General features: G+C 59.7%; 23 protein-coding genes and 3 pseudogenes. 14 read left to right on the top strand and 12 right to left on the bottom strand.

Annotated features, from left to right (window positions below):
- The 8 genes from Q7U49_RS09470 to Q7U49_RS09435 form a co-directional block, all read right to left on the bottom strand.
- The coding region (locus tag Q7U49_RS09470) for a GTP-binding protein (RefSeq protein WP_304764023.1) at positions 1-585 on the bottom strand (585 nt) is incomplete at its 3' end.
- Positions 586-694: 109 nt separating this feature from the next.
- Complete coding sequence (gene fusA, locus Q7U49_RS09465) at positions 695-2797, bottom strand: elongation factor G (RefSeq protein ID WP_304764022.1); 2103 nt, start codon at positions 2795-2797, stop codon at positions 695-697.
- Positions 2798-2961: 164 nt separating this feature from the next.
- Positions 2962-3435: a 30S ribosomal protein S7 gene (gene rpsG, locus Q7U49_RS09460; RefSeq protein ID WP_296163702.1), complete on the bottom strand. Its 474-nt coding sequence runs from the start codon at positions 3433-3435 to the stop codon at positions 2962-2964.
- Positions 3436-3589: 154 nt separating this feature from the next.
- On the bottom strand, positions 3590-3967 hold the full coding sequence (rpsL, locus tag Q7U49_RS09455) for a 30S ribosomal protein S12 (protein WP_296275993.1): 378 nt from the start codon (positions 3965-3967) through the stop codon (positions 3590-3592).
- 122 nt (positions 3968-4089) lie between these two features.
- Positions 4090-5274 carry a D-alanyl-D-alanine carboxypeptidase family protein gene (locus Q7U49_RS09450; protein WP_370653988.1) on the bottom strand — a complete coding sequence of 395 codons (1185 nt, stop codon included), beginning with the start codon at positions 5272-5274 and terminating at the stop codon, positions 4090-4092.
- A gap of 89 nt (positions 5275-5363) precedes the next feature.
- Positions 5364-5744 (bottom strand): ferredoxin, encoded by a 381-nt coding sequence (locus Q7U49_RS09445; protein WP_304764020.1) that lies wholly within the window; start codon positions 5742-5744, stop codon positions 5364-5366.
- Between the two features lie 10 nt (positions 5745-5754).
- The gene (locus Q7U49_RS09440; RefSeq protein ID WP_304764024.1) at positions 5755-6849 is read right to left on the bottom strand and encodes a VanZ family protein; all 1095 of its coding nucleotides are present in this window, start codon (positions 6847-6849) and stop codon (positions 5755-5757) included.
- Between the two features lie 13 nt (positions 6850-6862).
- Positions 6863-7291: a CopD family protein gene (locus Q7U49_RS09435; protein WP_304764019.1), complete on the bottom strand. Its 429-nt coding sequence runs from the start codon at positions 7289-7291 to the stop codon at positions 6863-6865.
- Positions 7292-7641: 350 nt separating this feature from the next.
- On the opposite strand from Q7U49_RS09435, the gene hemB reads away from it, so the two are divergent.
- From hemB to Q7U49_RS09405, 6 genes are all read left to right on the top strand, one after another.
- A complete protein-coding gene (gene hemB, locus Q7U49_RS09430) occupies positions 7642-8655 on the top strand; it encodes a porphobilinogen synthase (RefSeq protein ID WP_304764017.1) in 1014 nt (337 codons plus the stop codon).
- 16 nt (positions 8656-8671) lie between these two features.
- Positions 8672-9835, top strand: a complete 1164-nt coding sequence (locus Q7U49_RS09425; protein WP_304764016.1) for a magnesium transporter CorA family protein — start codon at positions 8672-8674, stop codon at positions 9833-9835.
- A 26-nt stretch (positions 9836-9861) separates the two neighbouring features.
- Positions 9862-10482 carry a MarC family protein gene (locus tag Q7U49_RS09420; protein ID WP_304764014.1) on the top strand — a complete coding sequence of 207 codons (621 nt, stop codon included), beginning with the start codon at positions 9862-9864 and terminating at the stop codon, positions 10480-10482.
- A gap of 90 nt (positions 10483-10572) precedes the next feature.
- Positions 10573-11160 carry a LemA family protein gene (locus tag Q7U49_RS09415; RefSeq protein ID WP_304764012.1) on the top strand — a complete coding sequence of 196 codons (588 nt, stop codon included), beginning with the start codon at positions 10573-10575 and terminating at the stop codon, positions 11158-11160.
- Entirely contained in the window at positions 11157-12083 is a 927-nt protein-coding gene (locus Q7U49_RS09410; protein ID WP_304764011.1) for a YgcG family protein, read from the top strand. The genes Q7U49_RS09415 and Q7U49_RS09410 overlap by 4 nt, the downstream gene beginning before the upstream one ends.
- Positions 12083-12604: a TPM domain-containing protein gene (locus Q7U49_RS09405; protein ID WP_304764009.1), complete on the top strand. Its 522-nt coding sequence runs from the start codon at positions 12083-12085 to the stop codon at positions 12602-12604. Before Q7U49_RS09410 ends, Q7U49_RS09405 begins: the two co-directional genes overlap by 1 nt.
- Before the next feature lie 9 nt (positions 12605-12613).
- Here Q7U49_RS09405 and Q7U49_RS17445 read toward each other — a convergent pair.
- Both Q7U49_RS17445 and Q7U49_RS17440 read right to left on the bottom strand, forming a co-directional pair.
- A pseudogene (locus tag Q7U49_RS17445) lies at positions 12614-13033 on the bottom strand (OmpA family protein); the annotation flags it as partial.
- 213 nt (positions 13034-13246) lie between these two features.
- Positions 13247-14395 (bottom strand): annotated as a pseudogene (locus Q7U49_RS17440) (TolC family outer membrane protein); the annotation flags it as partial.
- A gap of 194 nt (positions 14396-14589) precedes the next feature.
- Between Q7U49_RS17440 and Q7U49_RS09395 the strand changes: the two are divergent.
- The 4 genes from Q7U49_RS09395 to Q7U49_RS09380 are packed head-to-tail and all read left to right on the top strand — an operon-like array spanning position 14590 to position 19409.
- Positions 14590-15285 carry a transglutaminase-like cysteine peptidase gene (locus tag Q7U49_RS09395; RefSeq protein WP_304764006.1) on the top strand — a complete coding sequence of 232 codons (696 nt, stop codon included), beginning with the start codon at positions 14590-14592 and terminating at the stop codon, positions 15283-15285.
- A gap of 37 nt (positions 15286-15322) precedes the next feature.
- A complete protein-coding gene (locus tag Q7U49_RS09390) occupies positions 15323-17236 on the top strand; it encodes an EAL domain-containing protein (RefSeq protein ID WP_304764004.1) in 1914 nt (637 codons plus the stop codon).
- Positions 17237-17272: 36 nt separating this feature from the next.
- Positions 17273-18421, top strand: a complete 1149-nt coding sequence (locus tag Q7U49_RS09385) for an ATP-binding protein (protein WP_304764003.1) — start codon at positions 17273-17275, stop codon at positions 18419-18421.
- Positions 18422-18425: 4 nt separating this feature from the next.
- Positions 18426-19409 (top strand): lytic transglycosylase domain-containing protein, encoded by a 984-nt coding sequence (locus tag Q7U49_RS09380; RefSeq protein ID WP_304764001.1) that lies wholly within the window; start codon positions 18426-18428, stop codon positions 19407-19409.
- A gap of 74 nt (positions 19410-19483) precedes the next feature.
- Here Q7U49_RS09380 and Q7U49_RS09375 read toward each other — a convergent pair whose 3' ends face one another.
- Together Q7U49_RS09375 and Q7U49_RS09370 are read right to left on the bottom strand one after the other, a co-directional pair.
- Positions 19484-22807, bottom strand: coding sequence for a retention module-containing protein (locus tag Q7U49_RS09375; protein WP_304763999.1), 3324 nt, complete (start codon positions 22805-22807; stop codon positions 19484-19486).
- Positions 22808-22912: 105 nt separating this feature from the next.
- Positions 22913-23980, bottom strand: a complete 1068-nt coding sequence (locus Q7U49_RS09370) for a response regulator (protein WP_304763998.1) — start codon at positions 23978-23980, stop codon at positions 22913-22915.
- A gap of 65 nt (positions 23981-24045) precedes the next feature.
- Here Q7U49_RS09370 and Q7U49_RS09365 point away from each other — a divergent pair, with 65 nt between their 5' ends.
- The 4 genes and pseudogenes from Q7U49_RS09365 to Q7U49_RS09350 all read left to right on the top strand — a co-directional run.
- On the top strand, positions 24046-24243 hold the full coding sequence (locus Q7U49_RS09365) for a hypothetical protein (protein WP_304763997.1): 198 nt from the start codon (positions 24046-24048) through the stop codon (positions 24241-24243).
- Positions 24204-24707: a hypothetical protein gene (locus Q7U49_RS09360; protein WP_304763995.1), complete on the top strand. Its 504-nt coding sequence runs from the start codon at positions 24204-24206 to the stop codon at positions 24705-24707. The genes Q7U49_RS09365 and Q7U49_RS09360 overlap by 40 nt, the downstream gene beginning before the upstream one ends.
- A 149-nt stretch (positions 24708-24856) precedes the next feature.
- On the top strand, positions 24857-25087 hold the full coding sequence (locus Q7U49_RS09355) for a BrnT family toxin (RefSeq protein WP_304763993.1): 231 nt from the start codon (positions 24857-24859) through the stop codon (positions 25085-25087).
- Positions 25088-25100: 13 nt separating this feature from the next.
- Positions 25101-25361, top strand: a pseudogene (locus Q7U49_RS09350) (transposase); the annotation flags it as partial.
- Positions 25362-25376 lie beyond the last annotated feature (15 nt).

Raw genomic sequence — 25376 nt, 5'->3', positions numbered from 1 at the left:
AGCGAGCTTCATGATGGAGCCTTCGCCGAGTTCGCCTTTGTCGCCTTCCATGGCGAGTTTGGCAGAGCCGTGGATGATGGGGGTGGCTTCGCCCGGGAAGTCGTACTTGTCCAGGAGTTCGCGCACTTCCATTTCAACGAGTTCGAGCAGTTCGGCGTCGTCGACCATGTCGCACTTGTTCAAGTAGACGATGATGTAAGGCACACCAACCTGACGCGCCAGCAGGATGTGCTCGCGGGTCTGGGGCATGGGGCCGTCAGCGGCGGAGCACACCAAAATGGCGCCGTCCATCTGCGCAGCACCGGTGATCATGTTTTTCACATAGTCAGCGTGGCCGGGGCAGTCAACGTGGGCATAGTGGCGGTTGGCCGTTTCGTATTCCACGTGGGCGGTGTTGATGGTGATGCCGCGGGCTTTTTCTTCCGGTGCTGCATCAATTTGGTCGTAGGCCTTGGCCGAGCCGCCAAATTTGGCCGCCAGCACGGTGGTGATGGCCGCCGTCAGCGTGGTTTTGCCATGGTCAACGTGACCGATGGTGCCCACGTTGACGTGGGGCTTGGTTCGTGTGAATTTTTCTTTTCCCATTTCGATTCCTTAAAAGAGCATTACCCGTGAATTGGTTTAATGTTTGCAGTTCGTCACTGGGTCCCTGGCCACGGGCAGCCTGGGGTGCGAAATCGCAGACAGGTTTTGGTTATTTCGCCCGTGCCGCCATGATGGCTTCGGAGACATTGCGCGGGGCTTCCGTGTAATGCTTGAATTCCATCGTGTAAGTGGCACGACCTTGCGACATGGAGCGCAGCGTGGTCGAGTAACCGAACATTTCGGACAGGGGCACTTCGGCCTTGATGGCTTTACCGCCACCAACCATGTCTTCCATGCCTTGGACCATGCCGCGACGTGAGGACAGATCGCCCATCACGTTGCCGGCGTAATCTTCCGGGGTTTCCACTTCAACGGCCATCATCGGCTCAAGAATCACCGGGCCGGCCTTGCGGCAGCCTTCCTTGAAACCAAAGATGGCAGCCATCTTGAAGGCCAATTCGTTCGAGTCCACGTCGTGGTAGGAGCCAAAGTGCAAAGTCACCTTGACGTCGACCACCGGATAGCCCGCCAACACACCTTGCGTGACCGCTTCGTGAATGCCTTTTTCCACCGCAGGGATGTACTCGCGTGGCACCACGCCGCCCTTGATGGCGTCAACAAACTCGATGCCCTTGCCCGGCTCATTGGGCTCGATCTTGAGCACCACGTGGCCGTACTGACCCTTACCACCTGACTGACGCACGAACTTGCCTTCGGCATCTTCGATGGTCTTGCGGATGGTTTCACGGTAGGCCACCTGAGGCTTGCCGACGTTGGCTTCGACGCCGAATTCGCGCTTCATGCGGTCAACAATGATTTCGAGGTGAAGCTCACCCATGCCGGCAATCAGGGTCTGACCAGACTCTTCGTCGGTCTTGACGCGGAATGACGGGTCTTCCTGCGCCAGACGCTGCAGGGCGATGCCCATTTTTTCCTGGTCAACCTTGGTCTTCGGCTCGACTGCCTGGGTAATCACCGGCTCGGGGAACACCATGCGCTCCAGCATGATGATGGCGTTTGGATCGCACAGGGTTTCACCCGTGGTCACGTCTTTCAAGCCGATACAGGCGGCGATGTCACCGGCCACAATTTCGCTCACTTCTTCACGCTTGTTGGCGTGCATCTGAACGATACGGCCAATGCGCTCTTTCTTGCCGCGAATCGGGTTGTACACCGTGTCACCCTTGGTCAACACACCCGAGTACACGCGCACGAAGGTCAACTGACCAACAAACGGGTCAGTCATCAATTTGAATGCGAGGGCAGAGAATTTTTCTGTGTCGCTGGCCTGACGCACGATGGGCGCTTCGTCTTCGTCCATGCCCTTGACCGGCGGAATGTCCACTGGCGACGGCATGAATTCAATGACGGCGTCCAACATACGCTGCACACCCTTGTTCTTGAAGGCCGAGCCGCAGTACATCGGCTGGATTTCGCTGGCGATAGTACGCGTGCGGATACCCAATTTGATTTCTTCTTCAGTCAAGTCACCTTCTTCAAGGTACTTGTTCATCAGTTCTTCGTTGGCTTCGGCAGCAGCTTCCACCATCTTCTCGCGCCACTCCTTGGCGAGTTCGACCAGATCAGCGGGAATCTCGCGATAGTCAAACAACATGCCTTGCGAGGCTTCGTCCCAGATGATGGCTTTCATCTTGATCAGGTCCACCACGCCAGTGAAGTTTTCTTCAGCGCCGATCGGGATCACCATGGGCACGGGAGATGCCTTCAGGCGCAATTTCATCTGGTCCACGACCTTGAAGAAGTTGGCACCGGTGCGGTCCATCTTGTTGACAAAGGCCAGACGTGGCACTTTGTACTTATTGGCCTGGCGCCAGACCGTCTCGGACTGCGGTTGCACGCCACCCACAGCGCAGTAAACCATGCAGGCGCCGTCCAGCACACGCATGGAACGCTCGACTTCAATGGTGAAGTCAACGTGGCCGGGGGTGTCAATGATGTTGATACGGTGCTCAGGCAAGGACTTGTCCATGCCCTTCCAGAAGCAAGTGGTGGCAGCGGAGGTGATCGTGATGCCACGCTCCTGCTCTTGTTCCATCCAGTCCATGGTGGCCGCGCCATCATGCACTTCACCAATTTTGTGATTCACACCGGTGTAAAAAAGGACGCGCTCGGTGGTGGTGGTTTTACCGGCGTCAATGTGAGCAGAAATGCCGATATTGCGATAGCGCTCAATGGGGGTATGGCGAGCCATGGTGGATCCTTGGTTGATCTGTAAATTTCAAACTACGACGCCGCAGGGGCTTATGACCGCTGCGGCGTAGCGAGAAGGCTCAGGCTAGGCGCAAACCCGCTGGCAGTGCGATAGGCACGACAAGGGTTTGCAACGACGCATGAAGCCTTCGCAGTAGCCGCCCTTTAGAAGCGGAAGTGGGAGAAGGCCTTGTTCGCCTCTGCCATGCGGTGAACTTCGTCACGCTTTTTCATGGCGCCGCCACGGCCTTCAGTGGCTTCCATCAGTTCGTTGGCCAGACGCAGTGCCATGGATTTTTCACCGCGCTTGCGGGCGGCTTCCTTGATCCAGCGCATGGACAGCGCCAGACGACGGACAGGACGCACTTCAACGGGCACCTGGTAGTTGGCACCACCAACGCGGCGGGACTTCACTTCAACCAGCGGCTTGACGTTGTTGATGGCCATGGTGAAGGCCTCAACCGGGTCTTTGCCAGGGTTCTTCTTTTCGATTTGCTCGAGGGCACCATAAATGATGCGCTCGGCGATCGCTTTTTTGCCGCCTTCCATGATCACGTTCATGAATTTGGACAGCTCGACATTGCCGAATTTAGGATCCGGCAGAATTTCACGTTTAGGGACTTCGCGACGACGTGGCATTTTTTCACCTCTATTGCTTCAGTTGGCATCTTTTCAGACACCGCGAGAGTTAACAAATAAGACTCTCACTTACTCGACCCGAACATTGGGTCACTACGTTCATTTCCTGCGCCACGCAGCAAACAAACACCTTTTAATTGAACGAACCAGCGGTTTATTTGACCTTGGGACGCTTGGCACCGTATTTGGAACGCGACTGCTTGCGATCTTTCACGCCTTGCAAGTCGAGCGAACCGCGCACGATGTGGTAACGAACACCAGGCAAGTCCTTGACACGACCGCCGCGAACCAGCACCACGCTGTGTTCCTGCAGGTTGTGGCCTTCACCGCCGATGTAGGAAATCACCTCGAAGCCATTGGTCAAGCGCACTTTGGCAACTTTACGCAAAGCCGAGTTGGGCTTCTTTGGCGTGGTGGTGTAAACGCGGGTGCAAACACCACGACGCTGGGGGGAATTTTCCATCGCCGGGCTCTTGGACTTGACGGTCTCAACCGCACGCCCCTGACGGATTAACTGATTGATGGTTGGCATTGAGCCTCCTAAAAAACTAAACGTCCCTAAACGTTTTAAAACACAAAAAACGAAAACGTGAATCCCTTCGGAAATTCCGAAAAGCCCATTACTATATCAGGTCATGCACTTCTGTGCAATTGTCATTTGATCCACAGGCGCAAGGCATCCCAGGCGCGACCCATCACGCCAGCCTGCTCCACGCCCTGCAGCGCCAGCAAGGGCACCTTGGCCACCACCTGGTCGGCGCTGCTGATAATCAGCGTACCCACCTGCTGACCCTTGGTCAGGGGCGCCACCAAAGGCTCCGGCCGTGCCACCTGGGTCGTCAACCTCGCGCCCATGCCGGTCGGCACCGCCACCACAATAGCCTGCCCCTGGCCGAGCGCCACGGTAGCCACCTTGCCCTTCCAGACGGCTGGCGTCACCACCGCCTGATTGGCATCAAACAGCTTGACCGCCTCAAATGCGGTGTAGCCCCAGTTCAGCAACTTTTGCGATTCATTGGCACGTGCATCTTCGCTGGAGGCACCCAGCACAATCGACAACAGGCGACGGCTGCCCAGGGCGGCGGCTGAGCCCACGGGGGCACCAGGCAGACCGAGCCCCGGCACGTCGCGGCGGGCGGTGGCAATCAGGCAGTAGCCCGCGGCATTGGTATGCCCGGTTTTCAGGCCGTCCACGGTCGGGTCGCGAAACAACAACAAGTTGCGGTTGTTGTCATTGGCCGCGGGCGTGCCTGCGTAGCGGTATTTCTTGAGGGCGTAATAGCCCACATATTGAGGAAAATCACGCATCAGGCGGGTCGCCAAAATGCTCAGGTCACGGGCGGTGGTGGTATGGCCCGGCTCGGTCAGACCCTCCGGATTTTTGAAACCCGTGGACTTCATGCCCAGTGCCTTGGCCTGGTCGTTCATCAACTGAACAAACCGCTCTACCGTGCCACCCACACCCTCGGCCAGCGCCACGGTGGCATCGTTGCCACTTTGCACGATCATGCCCTTGATCAAATCTTCCACCGGTACCTTCATCTTGGGGTCAATGAACATGCGTGAGCCCGGCATTTTCCAGGCCCGCTCGCTCACCGGCAGAGCTTGCTGCAGGTCGATTTTTTTGCTGCGCAGCGCATCAAACACCAGATAAGCCGTCATCAGCTTGGTCAGCGACGCCGGCTCAATGGGCGTATCTATGTCTTTTTGCGCCAGGATCTGATCGGCAGTGACGTCCACCAGCAAATAGGAGCGCGCTGCAATTTCAGGCGCTTGCGGGGTTTGCGCAGCAACTGACAGGCAAATCGCCGTCATCAAGGATAAAAGTATTTTTTTCATGCGTGTATTTCCCCTCGTCAGTCGAGTGGCAGGTGAAGAGTGCTCTAAATTAAAAAAAGAAACGGTCCATGACTTTGGACGGCAACAACTTAGCGCCCCAAATGCGCGGGTGTCAGCAAGCGCTGCACCACCTGGCCGTTTTTGAGGTGGGACTCGACGATCTCGTCAATGTCGCTGGCATCCACATAGCTGTACCACACGGCCTCCGGATACACCACGGCCACCGGGCCGGCAGCGCAGCGGTCCAGACAACCGGCCTTGTTGACGCGCACTTGCCCCGGTCCGGCCAGCCCCGCAGTCTTGACCTGCGACTTGCAACGCTCAAAGGCAGCCATCGCGTCGTACTGGGCGCAGCAAGCCTCGCCGTTGCTACGCTCGTTCAGACAGAAAAAAATATGTCGTTGGTAATAACCGGGCGCGGGCGCACTGTCGGCCTGAGTGCCTGAATGGGGTGGTGTTGAATTCGTCATGCTTCTGATTTTAGTTTTGTGACTCCTTGTCCCAAAGCAAGCTCAGCAGATAAACCAAAGCTGCAAAAGGCCAAAGCCAGCCCAACCATTGCACCAGGCCGTGGAAGCGGATGAACCGTCCCTGCTCCCAAAGAAACAGGGTCTGCTCGAAATAAGGGTTCACCGAGGTCTGATTCAACAAACTCAGGTGGACCCCCAAAGCCAGCAACGCCAGCGCCGCGCTGGCACGCCGCGGCACCCACAGCAACAGCACCGCCAGCACCAAGGCGCTCATCAACGCCGCCTTGACCGGCGCACTGAGCCAGGCCCAGGCATGCTCGGGACCCACGCTCAGGGCGGCACTGAGTGCCGATGCCCAGACCGCGAAAAAACATACCCACAGCAGGAACCAGGCACGCCGGCTCACCTGGCGAATGATGCAAAAGCCCAGCAGACACGGAATCAGCAAACCCAGCACCACGCACAGCCACTCCACCGCCGGCCACAAAGCCTGCACTTGAGGCTCAGGCAGAGGCAACCAGTCCAAAAACGGAGTCCCTGCCAACATGTCGACCAGCTTGGCGTGCAAGCGTTCAAACACCTGACCCAAACCCAGCGGAATCGAGGTGGGAAACAACAAGGCCAGGGGCCACAAGGCCAGCAACACCAGGCCGCCACGCGCGTCCGCCACAAACCATTGCGCCCTGAAACGACTCCAGCGCTGCAAAACACCCAGCTTTTCCAGACTCCAGGCACTGACCGCACCGAGCGCGCCGCCTGCCATGTTCAACATCAGGTCCAGATTGGACGGCACCCGGTTGGGCAGATAGACCTGCAACGACTCCATCAGCAAGGACAACAGCGAGGCCGTCATCAGGCCCAAACGCAACGCGAAGCGGGCGCGCCCGGTACGCAGCGCGCTCAGTACCAGAAAAAACCCCAGCGGCATATAACCCAGCAGGTTGGCCACCACATCGAAACCGGTCCAGTATTTGGGCAGCGGCGCCGCCAGAAAGAACCAGGGCATGACGCCCTGGTCACGCCAGCCCGTAAAGGGAAACAGGCTGGCATAAACGATCAGGCCGGCATACACCAGGGCCAGCGGCCACGCCGAAGACTTGTGCATCGGCATGAGGGACTCAGAAAGGCTTCAACACGACCAGACAGACGATGATCAACATCAGGATCACCGGCGCTTCGTTGAACCAGCGGTACCAGACATGGCCATGGCGCTGCTGCCCGCGCACAAATTTCTTCAACATCACACTGCAGGCATGGTGGTAACCGATCACCAGCAAGACCCCCAGCAGCTTGGCATGCATCCAGGCGTTGCCCGGACCCCAGCCAATGCCATAAACGATCCACAACCAGAGGCCAAAAACCAGCGCTGGGACGGCAATGATGGTCATGAAGCGCAGCAGCTTGCGCGCCATCAGCAACAAGCGGTCACGCTCAGCCACCGAATCTGCCGGCACCATGGCCAGATTGACAAAAATGCGGGGCAGGTAAAACAGGCCGGCAAACCAGCTGGCAACAAAAACAATATGGAGAGACTTGATCCAGAGCATGGCCACAACCTTCAAACCTGAGCAGCGCAAGATCCGGCCGCCGAGAAAAAAACAAGGGAATTCCGCAAAGCCGCCCCAGCTAGGCACGCAGGCGCAGGCAGTACACCCGGTACGACAAGTCTGCGCAACAACGCTGGGGCGGCTTTGCGGAATTCCCAAAAAAAACCCCAGCACAAGGGCTGGGGTGATAAGCCTATTTGCTGTCACACATCAAGGCCCCGCTCAGGGAGGAAAAGCGGGGAGCAGTAAACTGCCCGGGATGTAATTTACCAAAAAATATTAACTTTTTCAAGCCGGAGACGAAAAAAACTTCGGTACGATGGCAAAAATACTTTCATACGGATGTGTTCATGACCCCCTTCGCTTCCTTTCCCCAAGGCCGGCCACGCCGGCTGCGCCGCGACAGCTTTACCCGCAACCTGGTGCGCGAACACGCGCTCAGCGCGAACGACCTGATTTACCCGGTGTTTGTGGTCGATGGTCAACAACAGCGCCAGGCGGTGGCCTCCATGCCCGGTGTGGAGCGCCTGAGCCTGGACCTGCTGCTGCCCGTGGCCGAAGACTGCGTCATGCTGGGCATTCCGGTCATGGCGCTGTTCCCGGTGATCGAGCAGCACCTCAAGACCGCCGATGGCCGCGAAGCCTTCAACCCCGATGGCCTGGTACCCCGCGTGGTGCGCGCCCTCAAAAAAGAATTTCCCAACCTGGGTGTGATGACTGACGTGGCGCTGGACCCGTTCACCAGCCACGGCCAGGACGGCCTGCCCAGCCCCGACCCGGCTGAAGACGGCTACATCATGAACGATGAAACCGTTGAGGCGCTGGTCAAACAAGCCCTGACGCAAGCCGCTGCCGGCGTCGACATGGTGGCACCCAGCGACATGATGGACGGCCGCATTGGCGCCATCCGCCACGCGCTGGAGGCCAACCACTTCATCCACACCCGCATCATGGCCTACAGCGCCAAATATGCCAGCGCCTTTTACGGCCCGTTTCGTGACGCCGTGGGCTCGGCCGCCAACCTCGGCAAAAGCAACAAAAAGGTTTACCAAATGGACCCCGGCAACAGCGACGAAGCGCTGCGCGAAGTGGCCATGGACATCGCCGAAGGTGCCGACATGGTCATGGTCAAGCCCGGCATGCCCTATCTGGACGTGGTGCGCCGCGTCAAGGACACCTTCAAAGTGCCCACCTTTGCCTACCAGGTCTCCGGCGAATACGCCATGCTCAAGGCCGCTGCTCAAAACGGCTGGCTCGACCATGATGCGGTCATGATGGAAAGCCTGCTGGCCTTCAAGCGTGCCGGCGCCGATGGTGTGCTGACCTATTTTGCAAGGGACGCGGCCCGCTTGCTGCGCCTGTAGCCCAGACAAATCAGCCATGCGCATCTTCGCCATCCACGCCAGCCAGGTGGCTGAAATTGCGTCAGACGAGGCGGCGCAGGACCTGCCCGGCCTGCAGCTGCCGGAGCACGGCTACCTTTGGCTGTCGGTGACCCGCGCGGAACTTGAACATCTGCAACTGCCGATGCAGGCCGCTCTGCAGAACCTGTGCAAATTGCAGTTGCTCGACCTTCACCTGTCGGACCTGCTGAACACCCAACTGCCTTCGCGCTTTGACTTCACCTCGCAATACGACCTGCTGGTGTTTCGCGGTCTGGTAGTAAACGCGAGCGAAGCAACGGTCACGGGTAACCAACCCCTGAACCACTTGCCCAAACGGGGCGGGCCACCCATCTTGCGGCGCATCGACACCAGCCCGGTCGGCTTTGTGGTGTTTGACCGCGTGCTGCTGACAGTGCACCCCAACGACCACCCGCTGCGCGACACTTACGCCCGGCGTCTGCTGGCCGCCAGCGGCACCCAGGCTCATCCCACCACCACACCAGGCGCGCCTGACGGCCGCTCCACCGGCGCGCGCGGCGTTCCCGCCAACCCGGCCGACCTGATGCTGCGCATCGTCAACCAGATGGTGGACGCCTATCTGGCGTTGCGCCGGGAATTGAGCCAACAGCTTGACCACTGGCAAGCCGAACTGCTCAACCCCAAGACCCGCTTCAACAACTGGAACGCCCTGCTCAGTGCCCGCTTGTCCCTGCACCACCTGGATGAAATCTGCGAAGACCAGCGCGCCGCCATCCAGGACTGGATCGAGGCGTTGAAGAGCTGGCCCGAACACGACGAACTGCTCAACAGGCACCAACGCGACCTGTTGCATGTGCGCAGCCGTGACGTGCTGGAACACATCGAGCGCGTGCTGCACCATGTGCAAAGGCTCGAACAAAACGCCGAAACCACGGTGCAGATGCACTTCAATGCGCAAAGCCACCGCACCAACGAAATCATGCGCACGCTCACCGTGTTGACCGCCATTTTTCTGCCACTCAACCTGATTGCCGGCATTTTTGGCATGAACTTCGAGTTCATCCCGCTGCTGCACATGAGCAACGGTTTCTGGTGGGCCATGATCGCCATGGGTATCACCGCCGCCGGCCTGGTGTTGTTCTTCTGGCGCAAGCGCTATCTGGAACGTTCGTCGCGCTGACCCCCCACTTTCAAGAGCACACCGCCATGGACCTCAAACCCCTCGTCACCCTGCTGGCCCTGGTGAATCCATTGGCGATCGTGCCTTTTTTCATTCACTACACCCACGACTTCACACGTGAGCAGCGGCGCCGCACCATCTGGATCGCCTCCTTCAGCAGCTTTGTGGTCATTGCCGTTTGCGCCCTGATGGGACTCCACATTCTGGAATTTTTCGGCATCTCGCTGGCCAGTTTTCAAGTGGGCGGCGGCATGCTGCTGATGATGTCTGCTTTGGCCATGCTGAACGCCCAGCCCGCCGAAGCGAAGTCCAACGCCGAAGAAATGCACGCCGCCGCTGCCCGTGCCAGCATTGCCGTGGTGCCGTTGACCATTCCGCTGTTGACCGGCCCGGCCACCATGTCCACGGTGGTGATTTATGCGGACAAAGCCAAGACCTTCTGGGAGCTGGGCACGCTGGTGGGGTATGGTGTGGTCATTGCACTGGCCACCGCCCTGTGTTTTTCGCTGGCCAACCCGATCGCGCGAGGGCTGGGCAAAACCGGCATCAATGTGATGACCCGGCTGATGGGCCTGATCCTGGCGGCGCTTTCGGTCGAGGTAATGGCCGACGGCCTGATCAAGCTGTTTCCAATCCTTGCAAAATAGCGGGCAACACCCATGTGGGGCTAAGGTTGATGGATTCATTTTCCGGCCGATCGTTCGGGCCGGTTTTCTTGTTTTCTTGTGGAGGTATTTATGAAACGCTGGTTCTTGATTTTGCTGACCGCCCTGAGCCTGACGGGCTGTGGCTACAACGACTTCCAACGCCTGGACGAGCAAACCAAATCGGCCTGGAGCGAGGTGCTGAACCAGTACCAGCGCCGCGCCGACCTGGTGCCCAACATCGTGGCCACGGTCAAGGGCGAGGCCGCGTTTGAGCAAGAAACCCTGACCAAGGTGATTGAGGCACGAGCCAGGGCCACGTCGATCCAGGTCACACCCGAAACCCTCAACGACCCTGCAGCATTCAGCAAATTCCAGGCTGCCCAGGGAGAGCTGGGATCGGCCTTGAGCCGCCTGATGGTGGTGGCTGAACAGTACCCCAACCTCAAGGCCAACCAGGGCTTCAGCGACCTGCGCGTGCAACTGGAAGGCACGGAGAACCGCGTCACGGTGGCGCGCAACCGCTACATCCAGGCGGTGCAGGAATACAACGTGCTGGCGCGCAGCTTCCCCAGCAACCTGACCGCCATGGTGTTCAGCTACGCGCCCAAGGCCAGCTTCACGGTACAAAACGAAGCCGCCATTTCGGCCCCGCCGGTGGTTGATTTCAACAAGAAATGACCGCCCTGATGCAGCAGTTGTGCCTCAAGCCGCCACTGAGCCGGTGGCTTGGCTCGCTGTTGCTGTTGTGTTTCCTCGGCCTGGGCGCCGCCCAGGCCCAACAAGCTGTGCCAGCGTTGACCGGCCATGTCATCGACAGCACCGGCACCCTGGCCGCTGCCCAGCGCAACACGCTGGAGGCCAAACTCAACGCGTTCGAAGCAAGCAGTGGCGCGCAGGTAGTGGTCTTGCTGGTGCCCAGCACCCAACCCGAAGACATTGCCAGTTATGCCAACCGCGTGGCCAACAGCTGGAAAATTGGCCGCAAAGACATCGGCGACGGCCTGCTGCTGATTGTGGCGGTGCAAGACCGCAAGTTGCGCATTGAAGTGGCCAAAACCCTCGAAGGCGCCATTCCCGACCTGCTGGCCAAACGCATCATTGACGAAGCCATCACGCCGCGCTTCAAACAAGGCGACTACGCCGGCGGCATCGACGCCGGCCTCACCCGCATCATGGGGCTTATCCGCGGCGAGGCCTTGCCCGAGCCCAGCCAGCGAACCGGCCAAAACGCGGGCGGCTTTGACTGGATGGAACTCGGCATCTTCCTGTTTGTCGCCGTGCCGGTCATCGGTGCCGTGGCCCGCAGTATGCTGGGCAACCGGCTGGGCGCGATGGCCACGGGCGGCGCGGCGGGCGGCATTGCGATGCTGCTCACGGCCAGTGTGCTGATTGCCGGACTGGCGGGTGTGGCCGCCTTGATTTTTACCCTGGTTCAAAACACACCGGGCCTGCGCAACAGCGGCTTGCATCGCGGTGGCCGCAACGGCGGCTGGGGCCATGGCGGTGGCTTCGGAGGCGGCGCAGGCGGCTTTGGCGGCGGCGGTTTTGGTTCGGGCGGTGGCGGTGACTTTGGCGGCGGTGGCGCCTCGGGAGACTGGTGATGTGGACACGTTTGACCCGGATTTTGAAACACCGCTGGCAAAGCGATGACGCCGCCCAACGCGCCATACCGCCTGCCCTGCTGGACCGGCTGGCCGCGCAGGTGGCCCGCAGCGAAGCCGGCCACAGCGGTGAGATCCGCATTTACGTCGAGGCCGGCCTGCCGCTGAGCTACCTGTGGCAGCCCGCCAGCACAGCGCAGATCACGCGCGAGCGGGCACTGGCGCTGTTTGGCAAGCTGCGCGTGTGGGACACCGCGCACAACAATGGCGTGCTCATCTACCTGCTATTGGCCGAGCACCGCATCGAAATCGTGGCTGACCGGGGTTTGAACGAGCGGGTGGCACCCGACACTTGGCCACGGCTGGTGGCGGGCATGAGCGCCGCGTTCAAGGCAGGCAATTATGAAGCCGGCCTGACCCAGGCCGTGCAGCAAGTCAGCGCTTTACTGCAACAGCACTTTGCGCTGCGGGGTGGGCAGGGCAACCCGAATGAGCTGCCGGATGCGCCAGTGTTGAAGTAAGCCCTGTGCTTACTTGGCTGGTGCAGGTACAGGTGCAGGTGCTGCCATGGGTTGTACCGTCACTTCCACCCGGCGGTTCTTGGCGCGGCCTTCGTCGGTGGCGTTGTCGGCAATGGGCTCAGACTCGCCCTTACCCACTGCGCGCACGCGCTTGACATCGACACCATTGCTCACCAAATAAGCCTTCACCGATTCGGCGCGCGCCACTGACAGACGCTGGTTGTAGGCGTCACTGCCCTTGCTGTCGGTATGCCCGGTGGCAATCACCACATCGAGTTGCATGCCTTTGATCTTGGCCACCAACTCATCGAGCTTGGCCACACCGCCCACCTTGAGCACCGACTTGTCGAAGTCAAACAAGGCATCAGCGGCCAAACTCACTTTGGTGGCAGCGGCAGCTGCAGCTGCCGGGGCGGCGGCGGCCGGCGTGATGCGTGCACGCGTCGGGATCACGGTTTCATTCTTGATTTTTTCCAGGGTGTCCACCGTGGTTTCATCGAGTGGGCACAGCTCGGCCGGGTCGATGCCGGCGCGGTCCTGGCCAGCGTCCTGCGGGCTGGGCAGGTCTTGCCGCGGCACGCCCAGCGCAGACACCAACTGACCCATACCGGCCAAGGTGCGCGCTTGCGCTGCGGCCTGGTTGTAACGGGCATTGATGTAAGAGCGCGTGGCTTCAAAATATTCGTTCTGACTGTCCAGCAAGTCAAGCAGCGTGCGCTGGCCAATGTCGAACTGCTGGCGATACGCCTCGCGTGACTTTTCTGTGGACAGGCGGTGCGCATCCATGTAGCGCAACTGCTCGTCGAGGCTGCGCACGTCGCTGTAGGCAATGGACAGAGTCTGACGCACATCGCGGCAGGCTTTTTCCTGCAGGTCACGCGCCTGGTCTTTCTGGTCCACCGCCTGGCGCTCACGGGCCTTGTCGGCGCCGCCACGGAACAGGTTGTAGTTCAGGACCAGTTCCACGCCATTGTTGCGCGTGTCGCCAATGATGCCGCCGGTGTTGTTTTCGGTGCTGGCATAAGCACGAAAGTCGATGCGCGGCATGTAAGCCGCCTTGGCCGACTCGATGGCCGTTTTGTAAGCGCGCACGTTTTCTACCGCAGCATTCAGCGTCGGGCTGTTCTGCAAGCCATCATTCATCAAAGTGGTCACCGAAGTGGGCATGGTGCCCAGCTTGAACGGCTCTGGTAAGGACGGCAGGTTGGCCGGTGGCTTTTCGCCGACCACACGCAAATAGCGCGCGCTCACGTCATGCAGGTTGGTCAACTCGGTCAGCAAGTTGGACTCGGCCAGCGCCAAACGACCGTTAGCCTGCTCGACGTCAACCCGGCGCCCCACGCCGGCGTTGGCACGCTCCTCCACCAACTGGGTGGTTTGCTTGTGTTCCGCATAGTTTTGCGTGGCCGCATCCACCAACTCACGGTATTTCACCACGTCAGAGTAGGCACGAACGGCCTCCAGCGCTGCTGACTCGGAAACCTCCAGCAACTCGTAGTAACGCGTCAACTTGGCATAGCCCAGGCGTTTGGCCTCGTTGGCGGTGAACATGCCGTCGAACAGCATCTGGTTCAGGGTGAGTTGTGCGGCATTGAAGTTGTACCGCCCGTAGGTGCCGCCCGGTGCCTGGGGCGAATCCTTGCTTTCACGTCCGGTGGTGGCGGTCAGGTCCACGCGGGGAAAGAACCCGCCGCGCGCCACGTCACGCTCATTGCCGGCGGCATTGAAGCCGTTCCAGCGGGCCTGCACCTCCGGGTTGGTGGCCACGGCTTTGCGCGCCGCCTGCACCATTGGCGTTGGTAAATTTTGTGCCTGCGCAACGCCCAAAAACATCAGCACAGCCAGCGCAACCACAGAAATCTTTTTATCTTTAAAATTCATAAAACCCCCGGACAGTTATTCGTAAATGCTTATTGAAACTCAAGCGGATTTAGTTTACAAATTATTATGTCTTATTTCTTGACAAATCTCAAAACTGAGGTGTCATGACTGTCGTATTCGCACACTTCAACAGGTCGCTGCGCGGGCGCGGCGTGCACAGAAGCGTGTGGATGCTGTTGATGGGCGTGTCGCTGCTTTTCATCAGCTCATTTGCGGCCCCCGACCTCGACAAAACCCAGGCCTTGGCGCAGCAGCGCTACGGCGCCCCAGCTGTTGCCCATATCGTGGCTTGGCGCAAGCTGATCGAAGAGGCGCGGGAGCTGCCCGACCAGGACAAGCTCAACAAGGTCAACACTTTTTTCAACCGCCGGATTTTGTACCAGACCGACGCTCAGGTTTGGCAACAGGAAGACTACTGGGCCACCCCACTTGAATTCATGGGGCGCGGCACCGGCGACTGCGAAGACTTTTCAATTGCCAAGTACATCACCCTGCAAATGATGGGCGTCAGCAACGAACGACTGCGCCTCTCGTATGTGCGCTACAAAGTGGGCGCCACACCGCCCATTGCCCACATGGTGCTGGGTTACTACCCGGAGCCCACGTCCGAGCCCCTCATTCTTGACAACATGATCAGCAGTGTGCGTCTGGCGTCCATGCGCACCGACCTGACCCCTGTTTTCAGCTTCAACAGCGACGGCCTGTGGGTCGGCGGAGCCACCACCTCGTCTGCCGACCCCACCGCCCGGTTGTCGCGCTGGCGCGATGTGCTGGAACGCATGCGCCAGGACGGCATCTGAAGCCGACCCATTTAAAAAATAACCCAGCGAGCCCACCATGTCACTCATCAAACAACTCTGGATTGCCATCATCCTGGTCATGACCATCGCTTTTGGTGGCAGCATGATTGTCAGCGTGTTGTCAGCGCGGCATTACCTGGAGCAGCAACTGCAGGTCAAGAACATCGACAACGCCACGGCGCTGGCCTTGTCGCTCACGCAGCTGCCCAAGGACGAGGTCACGGTGGAGCTGCAGGTGGCGGCGCAATTTGATGCCGGCCATTACCGTTTCATCCGCATTGTTTCGCCCAAGGGGCAAACCCTGGTCGAGCGCGTCGCCACCGACAAGGCGCATTGGGCGCCCGACTGGTTCATCCAACTGTTTCCCATTCACACCACGCCCGGTCAGGCGCTGATCCAGGACGGCTGGATCCAGTACGGCACGCTCACGCTGGCCAGCCAGGACAGCTATGCCTACAAGAGCCTGTGGGACGGCACTGTTGAATTGCTGCTGTGGTTTGTGCTGGGTGCGGCGCTGGCCGGCGTGGTGGGCACCCTGGCCATGCGCATCATCACGCGCCCGCTCGGGCAGGTGGTGGACCAGGCCCAGGCCATTGCCGAGCGCCGCTTCATGACCATTGACGAGCCCCGCACGCCCGAGCTCAAGAGCGTGGCGCGCGCCATGAATGACATGGTGGGTCGGCTCAAGGCCATGTTCAACGAAGAAGCCGCGCGGCTTGAGGCATTGCGCAAAAAGGTCAACCGCGACGCCGTCACCGGCTTGTCCGGTCGCGACTATTTCATGTCCCACCTGCGCGAGGCGGTGCAGGGCGACCAGTTTGGTTCGGCTGGCAACCTGGTCATGGTGCGCCTGCTCGACCTGAATGAGCTCAACACCCGCCTGGGCCATCAAAAGGCCGACGCCTTGCTGAAAGACGTGGGCACCGAGCTGTACAAGAGTGGCGAAGGTCATGTGGGCCAGCGGGCGGGCCGCGTCAAGGGCGCCGAATTCGCCATAGTCTGCCCCAGCTTTGCCACCGCCGCCGAAGCGGCGCAGGACATCCATGCGCGGCTCATGCAAAACGTGCTGCCCAAGTGGCAGGACAAGGTGCCAGACATGTTCCACCTGAGTGCCGTGCGTTATCAGCATGACCAGAACATTGGCCAACTGCTGGCCCGCGCCGACGAAATGCTGGCCCAGGCGGCCAACAAGGGCACCAACACCTGGCATGCCGACGAAGGCGGCTCAAGCAAACCGGCGGTACCGGCCGAGCAATGGCGCACCCTGCTGACCGAGGCCGTCACGGGCGGGCGCCTGGCGCTGAGCTTCTTCCCTGTGATGTCGGGTGACGGCAGCAACCCGCTGCACAAGGAAGGCGTGATCCGCCTGCAGGTGGACGCCGAGGGCACGCTGTTGTCGGCAGGCGACTTCATGCCCATGGCGGCCCAGCTCAACCTGACCGCCCCGATCGACCTGAGCGTGGTCAAACTGGCCATCGACCACCTGCGCACCACGGCGGGCGACGTGGCCGTCAACCTGTCGGCCGAAACCCTTGGCGACTTCCAGTTCCGCAACGAACTCACGCAACTGCTCAAAGCCTACCCGGATGTCTGCAAGCGCCTGCTGTTTGAAGTGCCCGAATACGGCGTGTTCCGCCAGTTCGAAGCCTTCCGCGATCTGGCGCGCAACCTCAAGCAACTCGGTTGCCGCGTGGGTGTGGAGTATTTTGGTCAGCGTTTTGCCGAAAGCGACAAGCTGGCCGACCTGGGGCTGGACTACATCAAGGTTCACCCCAGCTACATTCGCGGCATTGCCAGCAACGAAGGCAACCAGGAATTCCTCAAAGGCCTGTGCAAAATGGCGCATGCCTTCGGCATCACGGTGGTGGCGCTGGGCGTGGAAAGCCCGTCCGACCTGCCGCTGCTGGCCGAGCTTGGCTTTGACGGGGTGACGGGGCCAGGGGTCAAGTAAAATGGCTGATTGGCAGTTGTACTTACAATTAGCCAAATGATCCCCAGAACGGCCGAAACCACACTCCGCGAGCTCGCCAAAGGCTACCCGGTAATTGCGCTGACCGGGCCACGCCAGTCAGGCAAAACAACGCTGGCTCGCGCCGTGTTTTCTGCGCACCCCTACGTGTCGCTGGAAAATCCAGCACAAAGGGAGTTCGCACAAAACGATCCCCAAGGCTTCCTGAGCAAATATGCCGAAGGTGCCCTCATTGACGAGGCCCAGCGTTGCCCGGATCTCTTTGCCTGGCTGCAGGGCGTGGTGGACCAACAACAGCGCCCGGCTCACTTCATCCTCACGGGGTCGCAACAGTTTGGGCTGATGTCCGGCATCACCCAGAGCCTGGCCGGTCGGGTGGCCCTGCTCAACCTGCTGCCGTTTTCGGCCGGCGAGTTGCGTCAGGGCCAACTGCTCCCGGCTTCGCTTGACGAGGCCATTTTCAAGGGGTGCTATCCGCCCATCTACGACCGGCATCTTGAGCCCGGTATTTGGTACGCCAACTACGTGCAAACCTACGTTGAGCGCGACGTGCGTCAGCTCATCAACGTGCGCGACCTAAGCCAGTTCCAGCGCTTTTTGCGCCTATGCGCCGGACGTACCGGACAACTTCTCAACCTCAGTGCACTCGGCGATGATGCGGGCCTGAGCCACAACACCGCGCGCGAATGGATTTCGGTCCTGGAAGCAAGCTACATCATTCATCGCTTGTCACCGCACCACCAAAACTTCAACAAGCGCCTGGTCAAAACACCCAAACTCTATTTCCACGACACAGGCCTGGCGGCCTGGTTGCTGGGCATCGAATCGGCAGCCCAAGTTGGCAGCCACCCGCTTCGTGGCGCCTTGTTTGAAACCTGGGTGGTGGCCGACTACCTCAAACAACGGCTCAATACAGCACGCCCGTCCAACCTGAGTTTCTGGCGCGACCGCTCTGGACACGAAGTTGACCTGTTGATCGAGCAAGGCGGCCAACTGCAAGCAATAGAAATCAAATCGGGTGCCACCCCCGGCAAAGACGCCAGCCGCGGCCTGGAGCAATGGCGCGAATTGGCCGCAGCGCAAGCCGGGCAATCTGTCCTGGTGTATGGTGGCGATGAAGAACAAAGCCGAACCCACTTCAAGCTTGTTCCATGGCATGCAATCTAACAAGATGAACAAACTCCCTTCGATGCGTCTGGCTGGCCTGCTGTGGCTGGCCTGCGCATGCACGGGGGCGGCACTGGCCCAGCCACTCACCTACGCGCCACCGTCGGTGGCCGTCATTGAAGACGCACCCCCGGCAGTGCGCAAACTGCTGCAGGAAGCCAGCGCGCTGGAGTCGGAGCCTGAAAGCGCCAACACCACCGACAAACTCTGGCAGGCCGCCGTGCGCTACTGCCAGGCGTCTCGTTGGGGCAGCGCCGAGGGCCAATACCGCCTGGGCATGCTCTATGCGTTTGGCCAGGGCGTGCCGGCCAACCAGGCTTTTGCCGCCAGCCTGTTTTCCTTGGCCGCCGCGCTGGGCCACGCCCAGGCGCACCAGATGCTCGACACCATTCAAATCACGTCATCCGCCCTGCCAGCCTGCGTCAACCAGAACCAGCCCCCCGAGAAAGCACCGCCGCCGCCCAATTTTTTCCACGACCTGCCGCACGACCTGCACCCCGGTACCGGCTTGTCGATCGAAAAATACCTGCTGACCCTGCCCAGCAACAAACGCTGGCTCATTCCGCTCACCACCACCATGAGCAAGTGGTATGCGCTCGACCCCAAGCTGGTGCTGTCAATGATTGCGGTGGAATCGAACTTCAACACCAGCGCCCAGTCGCCCAAAGAAGCCATGGGCCTGATGCAGCTGATCCCCGATACGGCCGAGCGCTTTAACGTGCGCAACGCTTTTGATGCCACCCAAAACCTGCGCGGCGGCATGCGCTACCTGCGCTGGCTGCTGTCGTACTACCGCGGCAACATCACCTACGCTGCGGCCGCCTACAACGCCGGCGAAGGCCGGGTCGACCGCTACAAGGGCGTACCGCCCTTTCCCGAGACACGGGCCTATGTCAAACGGGTGCTGGGCCTGTACGGCAGCGCGCGCCACAGCTTCGATGCGAACCTGACGGGGGCTTCGCCCTGGTTGGCAGCTGGCGGACGGTAAAAAGGGCAGCCCATTTGCGTGGACTGCCCTTTGGTTGGATCCAGCCTGTAGAGACAGGCCTGGCGGCTTGACGATCACATGTCGGTCTTCAAATTACCATCGTCAAGCAATCTGGCGATGATGGCTGCATCGTCGCCCAGTCCACCTACATAGCTCTGCAAGGCCTCAAACTGGATATTTTCAAGCGTGATGGTTTGGCCAATACCACCGTCGGCACCGGCGTTCGCATCCACCGTGATCACCGTCTGCCCAAGTTCGTTCTCGCCAAAACTCAGATAAGTATCCAGGCTGGACGCTGTTGCGTTTTCATTCACCAGCAGATCCGTCAGATCCAGCACATCACCACCGCTCGCCGCTGGCGCCAAGTTGAAGTCGGTGATCGTGTCGGAACCGGTGTCATTCAAACCCCATTTGAAGGCATCAGACCCCAGACCGCCGGTCAAGGTGTCATGACCAGAACCACCGATCAAGGTGTCGTTGCCATCATTCCCGTTCAAGATATCGTTGCCCATTCCTCCCATCAGAACATCCGCACCGGCACCACCAGCCAGGTTATCGTCCCCCGCTCTCCCGTCGATGAAGTCGTTACCTGCCCCGCCATTCAAAGCGTCATTCCCGACAGTTCCGTAGGCAAGATCATTGCCAGCCAAATAATCGGCGACTGTGACGCCATCCTGCGTATAGCTTGGTATGACAGAGAACTCTCCCCCATTGACGTCCGATCCATCCTGGGCAAAGGTGCTGAGCCAGTCAAGGTCATCACCGGCAGAAACCACTCCCGTGTCGAGCGTTGCCGGATCTGAGTAGTCATCGTTGTAGTTCGCATGCGGTCGCACATACTCATCGGAATTGATGATTTGCGAATCAGTCACTCCACCACCCGCAGGATTCAGATTAATGGCAAATTTATCATTTTCACTAATAAAAACGGGCAGATCTGAAGTCGACGTCATGAAAAATCTAAACAACGTCGTCTCGTTGTCAGGCGAATAAATTACGTCATACGAGAAATTGATTCCGGATGGGAATTTACTGGACAAAGTGGTCGCCAGGCTCGGGGCATCGCCAAGATCGCCCTTCACCAAAATGTCCCAATGCACCTGACCACCTGGATTGAGAGTTATGCCACCACTCTTTGGCATGATGGTAAAAACCGTTGGGTCGTTTGGTTTCTCGTTCATTAACCATGCAGCAGCAGTGCTCTCATAGCTAATGGGTGGCAAGTCGTTGTCGGTGATGGTGCCCACGCCCTGTGCATCCGCAATGCTTGCTTGCACCGCTGCGCTCAGGTTGACGTTGAAGTGTTCCGTCAGTTCCTGCACCTGGTCATTGGTCACGTTCAGCGTGATGGTCTGCGTGACCACACCAGCGGCAAAGTTCAGATCGCCTGACAGCGCACTGGCGCCCGCCGTGTAGTCGCCCGGGGTGCCTGCCGTGTCCGGTGCCACTTCGTAGTGCACCGAGCTTGCCTGATCGGTCAAGCCCGTCTTGGTCACCGTGAAGGTGATCGTGCCGGCATCTTCGTTGACCATCACATCGTTGATCGAAAAGGCTGGCGCGGCATCGTCATCGACAATCATCCCCGTGGCCGGGTCACCAGTCGAGGACAGGGCCACGTTGTTGCTGATGGCGCTGGTAATGCTCGCAATCACCGTCTCGCTGCTCTCAAACGTGTTGTCTGTGGCCGGATCAAGGATGACCGTGGCCGTCAGTTGCCCTGCCGGGATGGTCACCGTGCCGTTGACCTCAGAACCCGTGTAGTCCGTACCGTTGGCGGCTGTACCGCTCAGCGTGTAGTTCACCGTGGTGGCAAAAGCGCTCGGGTTGCTCAGTTTGAAGGTGTAGACCAGGTTGGGCGTGCCATCTTCGGCAACACTCTCAGGTGCCACCGCCACCGACACCGTCGGCTGGTCATTGTCGACGATGGTGGTGTTGACGTTGCTGAATTCAGCATCTACAGCGACCGACTCAAAATTACCACCAGTGGCATTGACAATTCTTACATTGAAGACTTCACCACCCTCGAAAATCGTATCAGCAATCGTTCCCACATCAAAAGCAACACTGGAGGCCCCAGCCGGAATGGTGACCGATGCCACACCATTAAAATCAGTCCCATCAACTGCCACGCCAGAGTAAGCCAGATTCACCACCACATCTGTTTCGCCGGGGGCGGTCAGGCTCAGGGTGTAAGCCGCAGTGCTGCCTTCGTCCACACTGGAAGCGCCGGCAATGCTGACCGTGGTCACATCCCCATCATCCACCACCGTCGCCGTGGCACTGGCACCCGTCAAAGACAGGTTCTCAAAATTCCCATCAGCCGTCGGGCTGACGCTGTTGACCACGCCAGTCACCGTGGCGCTGCCCTGCACGTAACTTTCATCGGCGCGGGTGTCCACGGTGACATCGGCGAACAGGTTGCCGGCGGCAATCGTCACCGTCTGCGCCACACCGCCAACAGTCACGTTCAGGGTCAGGTCCGTCTGCGGGGCCGCCTTCACGCTGAACCTGAAGGTCACCTCGTTGCCTTCAACCACATTGTTCACGTCGCCGTCCAGCACACTGACAGCCACCGCCACCGGCGTGGTGTCAATCGTGTCGTTGACCGCGGTGACCGCATTGGTGTCATTGACCGTGATGCTGGTGAAGCCGCCGCCCTGCACTGTGTCTACCGTGGCCTGAAGCGTTTCGCCATCTTTGTAAACGTCGTCGCCCTGCACCGGCACCAGCACCGAACCGGTGGTGGCACCTGCCGGTATGACGATGACCGCACCGTTGCTCAGGGTCACGGTCATGTCCGACTCGGCGGGGTCACCCAGGGTGACCGTGTAGGTCACGCCGCGGCTGCCTTCAAGCACCACAGCGTCAGCGCTCAGCACCAGGCTGGTCGCGCTAACGGCTTGCGGCTCGACGACGGGCTCGGCCTGCAAATCGGGCAACTGGTCGGGCGCGGTGTAGCTGTATTCATACGCCAGGGGTTCTACGCCTTCCACAATGCGCAGCAACTGCACAAAGGAACTGCCGCCGTCGGCACCGGCGCCGCCGCCCAAACCCGCTGCCGTGGCCTCCAGTTCGGTGCTCAGGTCGGTGCCGCGCTCCAGGGCCTGCAGCACGGTGTCGGTGGCGGCGGCGGGCGCGTCGACCGCGCTGTCTTGCGCGGTGGGGCGCTGGTCTGACTCGGACACGTTTTCGTCCAGGCGCAGCAACTGGTTGGGCGCCACGGCCAGCACGCGGCCGTCATCCATCAAAAGTTCTACTTGAACATCGCCAACGGTGCGGATGGTTTCGCCTTGCTGCAAAACATCCCCCACCTTGAGCTGGCGGCTAACGCCCTGCTCGTTGACGGCAAAGACTGTGCCTGACCCTGTGATGGCGGCAACAGAAGCAATTGAGCCCATGATCTTCTCCTAAACGGTTATGAATCATGACCCCAAGGCTATGCCTCTGGTCAACACTTGATAACTGGACTTTGGTACCAACAGGCACCCCCAGCGTAAAGTACTTTACGCTGGGGGCGCTGGCCGGTTCATGCGGCTCATGACCTGGCTCACGGCAACGCGCGTGGCACCCGCCATGCGGGCGATTTCGGCTTTGGTCAACCAGTGGTCCACATCCAGCCCGATGCTCTGGCACTGGCGCACGATGGCATGAATGCGCTCCTCCAGGTCCCCCCGCATCAGTGCGATCTGGTGGTTCGCCGCCGTCAGGTGCTGCGCCAGTTGGCGGGCCACGGCCAGGGCAAACTGCGGGTATTGCTGCAGGCAGGGGGCGAGGTCGTGGCTGGCGAGACGGATCACCTGGCAAGGCGTCAGGGCAATGATGGATGGCGCACCGCCCCGGTCCAGCAACAAGGCGGCCTCACCCACCAAATCACCCGGCCCGCGCAAAGCCAGCATCACCTGCGGCCGGTTGCGCGCGCGGCGCTCAAGCGCATGCCCGGGCTTGAGCCCGTCGGGCGGCGCGCCTCCTTGCATCACCTTGACATAGCCGGAAATCACGAAATAGACCGAGTTGGACTCCTCGCTTTGCTGCAAGATGACCTCGGTTGGCGCATAAACCTGCCAGGCTGCCACCGTGGCCAGGCGCTCCAGCGTGGCATCAGACAGCTCGGCCAGCAAAGACGACGTGCGCAACGTGGTCGACGTGGGGCGCGGCAAGGTGTTGGCCTTGGCGAGCACAGGCTCGCCAACACTGGCAATGGCTTCGTTGAGCATGGCCACCAACTCCGAGCGAGTCCAGGGCTTGGCCACAAAGCGGTGAATGGCCGCCTCCTCCACCATGCGCAACACCGCGTGGGCATCGCTGCGCCCGCTCAGCACCAGGCGCGCACAGTGTGGCTGCAGCGCAGTGAACGCCTTCAGAAAAGCAATGCCGTCCATGGCGGGCATGCGATAGTCGGAAATGACGGCATCGAACGCCTGGGTTCTGGCCCGCTCCAGAGCCGCATGAGGGTCGGTGAAGACCTCCACGTCATAGGCGAACACATCTCCGTCGGCTGGCTCCAGCTGCACCGCCACCAACCGGACGACACTGGGCTCGTCGTCGATGATCAGGACTCTTTGGTGCTTCATTTTTGGGGCGGGGTGGAGACTGGAAAAGTTGCCAACGCGTTGATATTAGCGCCTGACGGCCCACCGTGCTGAATTTACACGCACTGCTGTCAGACAACTTACTGGAGGACCCCACCGCCAGCGGCCGCCTGCGCACGATTCCGGTTGGCATTGACGAATGCTTTCAGCAAGTGCTCGACACCGCCGCTGCCATTGAAAACCCGTTTGAGCAGGCCTTTTTTCGATGGTGCATTTGCCCTACCTCCAGCCCTTCGAAGACGTAAACAAACGGGTTTCACGCCTGGCGGCCAACATACCGCTGATCCAGCGCAATCTGTGCCCGCTGTCGTTTGTGGATGTGCCGCAACCCATCTACATCAGCGCCATGCTGGGCATCTACGAACTCAATCAGGTTGAGCTGCTGCGTGATGTCTTTGTGTGGGCCTACAAAAGGTCGTGTTCGCGCTACTCTGCCGTGCGACAGTCCCTGGGCGAACCTGATCCGTTCCGGACCCAGTACCGCTTGCGCATCACCGAGGCGGTTGCAGATGTGGTTCGGCAAGGCATGAACAAGTCAGAAGCGGTGGTTTTCATTCGGCACTTCGCCAATGAGAAACTGCCGGCACAAGACCGTGAGCGCTTTGTGGAAGTGGTTGAAACCCAACTGCTCAGCCTGCACTTGGGCAGCATTGCCCGCTACCGCTTGCGTCCCAGTGAATTTGATGCCTGGCAAGAGGTGTGGCAATGACAGATGTGATTTGCTGTTGACCCAATTCTCAAGCGCGAGTGCTGGGTAGGCTGCGATAAAGCAACTTCCTTTCTGTAAATTGCTGAAACAGCAAGCTGTAGTAACAAAAAAGATTGATCCACTGGAAATTTGTTACTACAATATACTTCATGCATATCGAGTTTGATGCCACCAAAAACGCCACCAACATCAAGAATCGCGGTCTGTCGTTTGATCTGGCGGCGAGGTTCGATTTCGACAGCGCCCTGATCTGGCAAGACGCCCGCAAGACCTACCCTGAAGTGCGTTTTGCAGCGCTTGGTCTGCTTGACGGACGTGTGCATTCTCTGGTGGGTAATCCCCCCGATAAATCAAAGGCGCCAGAAGTAGAATTTTCTTAGAAAGAAGTTCTATATGAAGAAATCGAGATTTACCGACAGCCAGATCATGGACGCGCTCAAGCGTGTTGAGGCTGGATTACCCGTGCCAGAGCTGTGCCGCGAACTGGGGATCAGCACCGCCACCTTTTACAAGTGGCGTGCCAAATATGGCGGCATGGACACCTCCATGATGAGCCGCATGAAAGAGCTTGAAGAAGAGAACCGGCGCCTCAAGAAGCTGTATGTCGAGGCCCAACTCAAGGCTGACATCGTGGCCGAGGCACTCGCAAAAAAGTGGTGAGGCCGTCTC

This window comes from Rhodoferax sp. (genome assembly GCF_030653815.1).
Lineage (GTDB): Bacteria > Pseudomonadota > Gammaproteobacteria > Burkholderiales > Burkholderiaceae_C > Rhodoferax.
The sequence above is the reverse complement of the archived record's forward strand: the minus strand, read 5'-3'. Positions and strand labels throughout refer to the sequence as shown.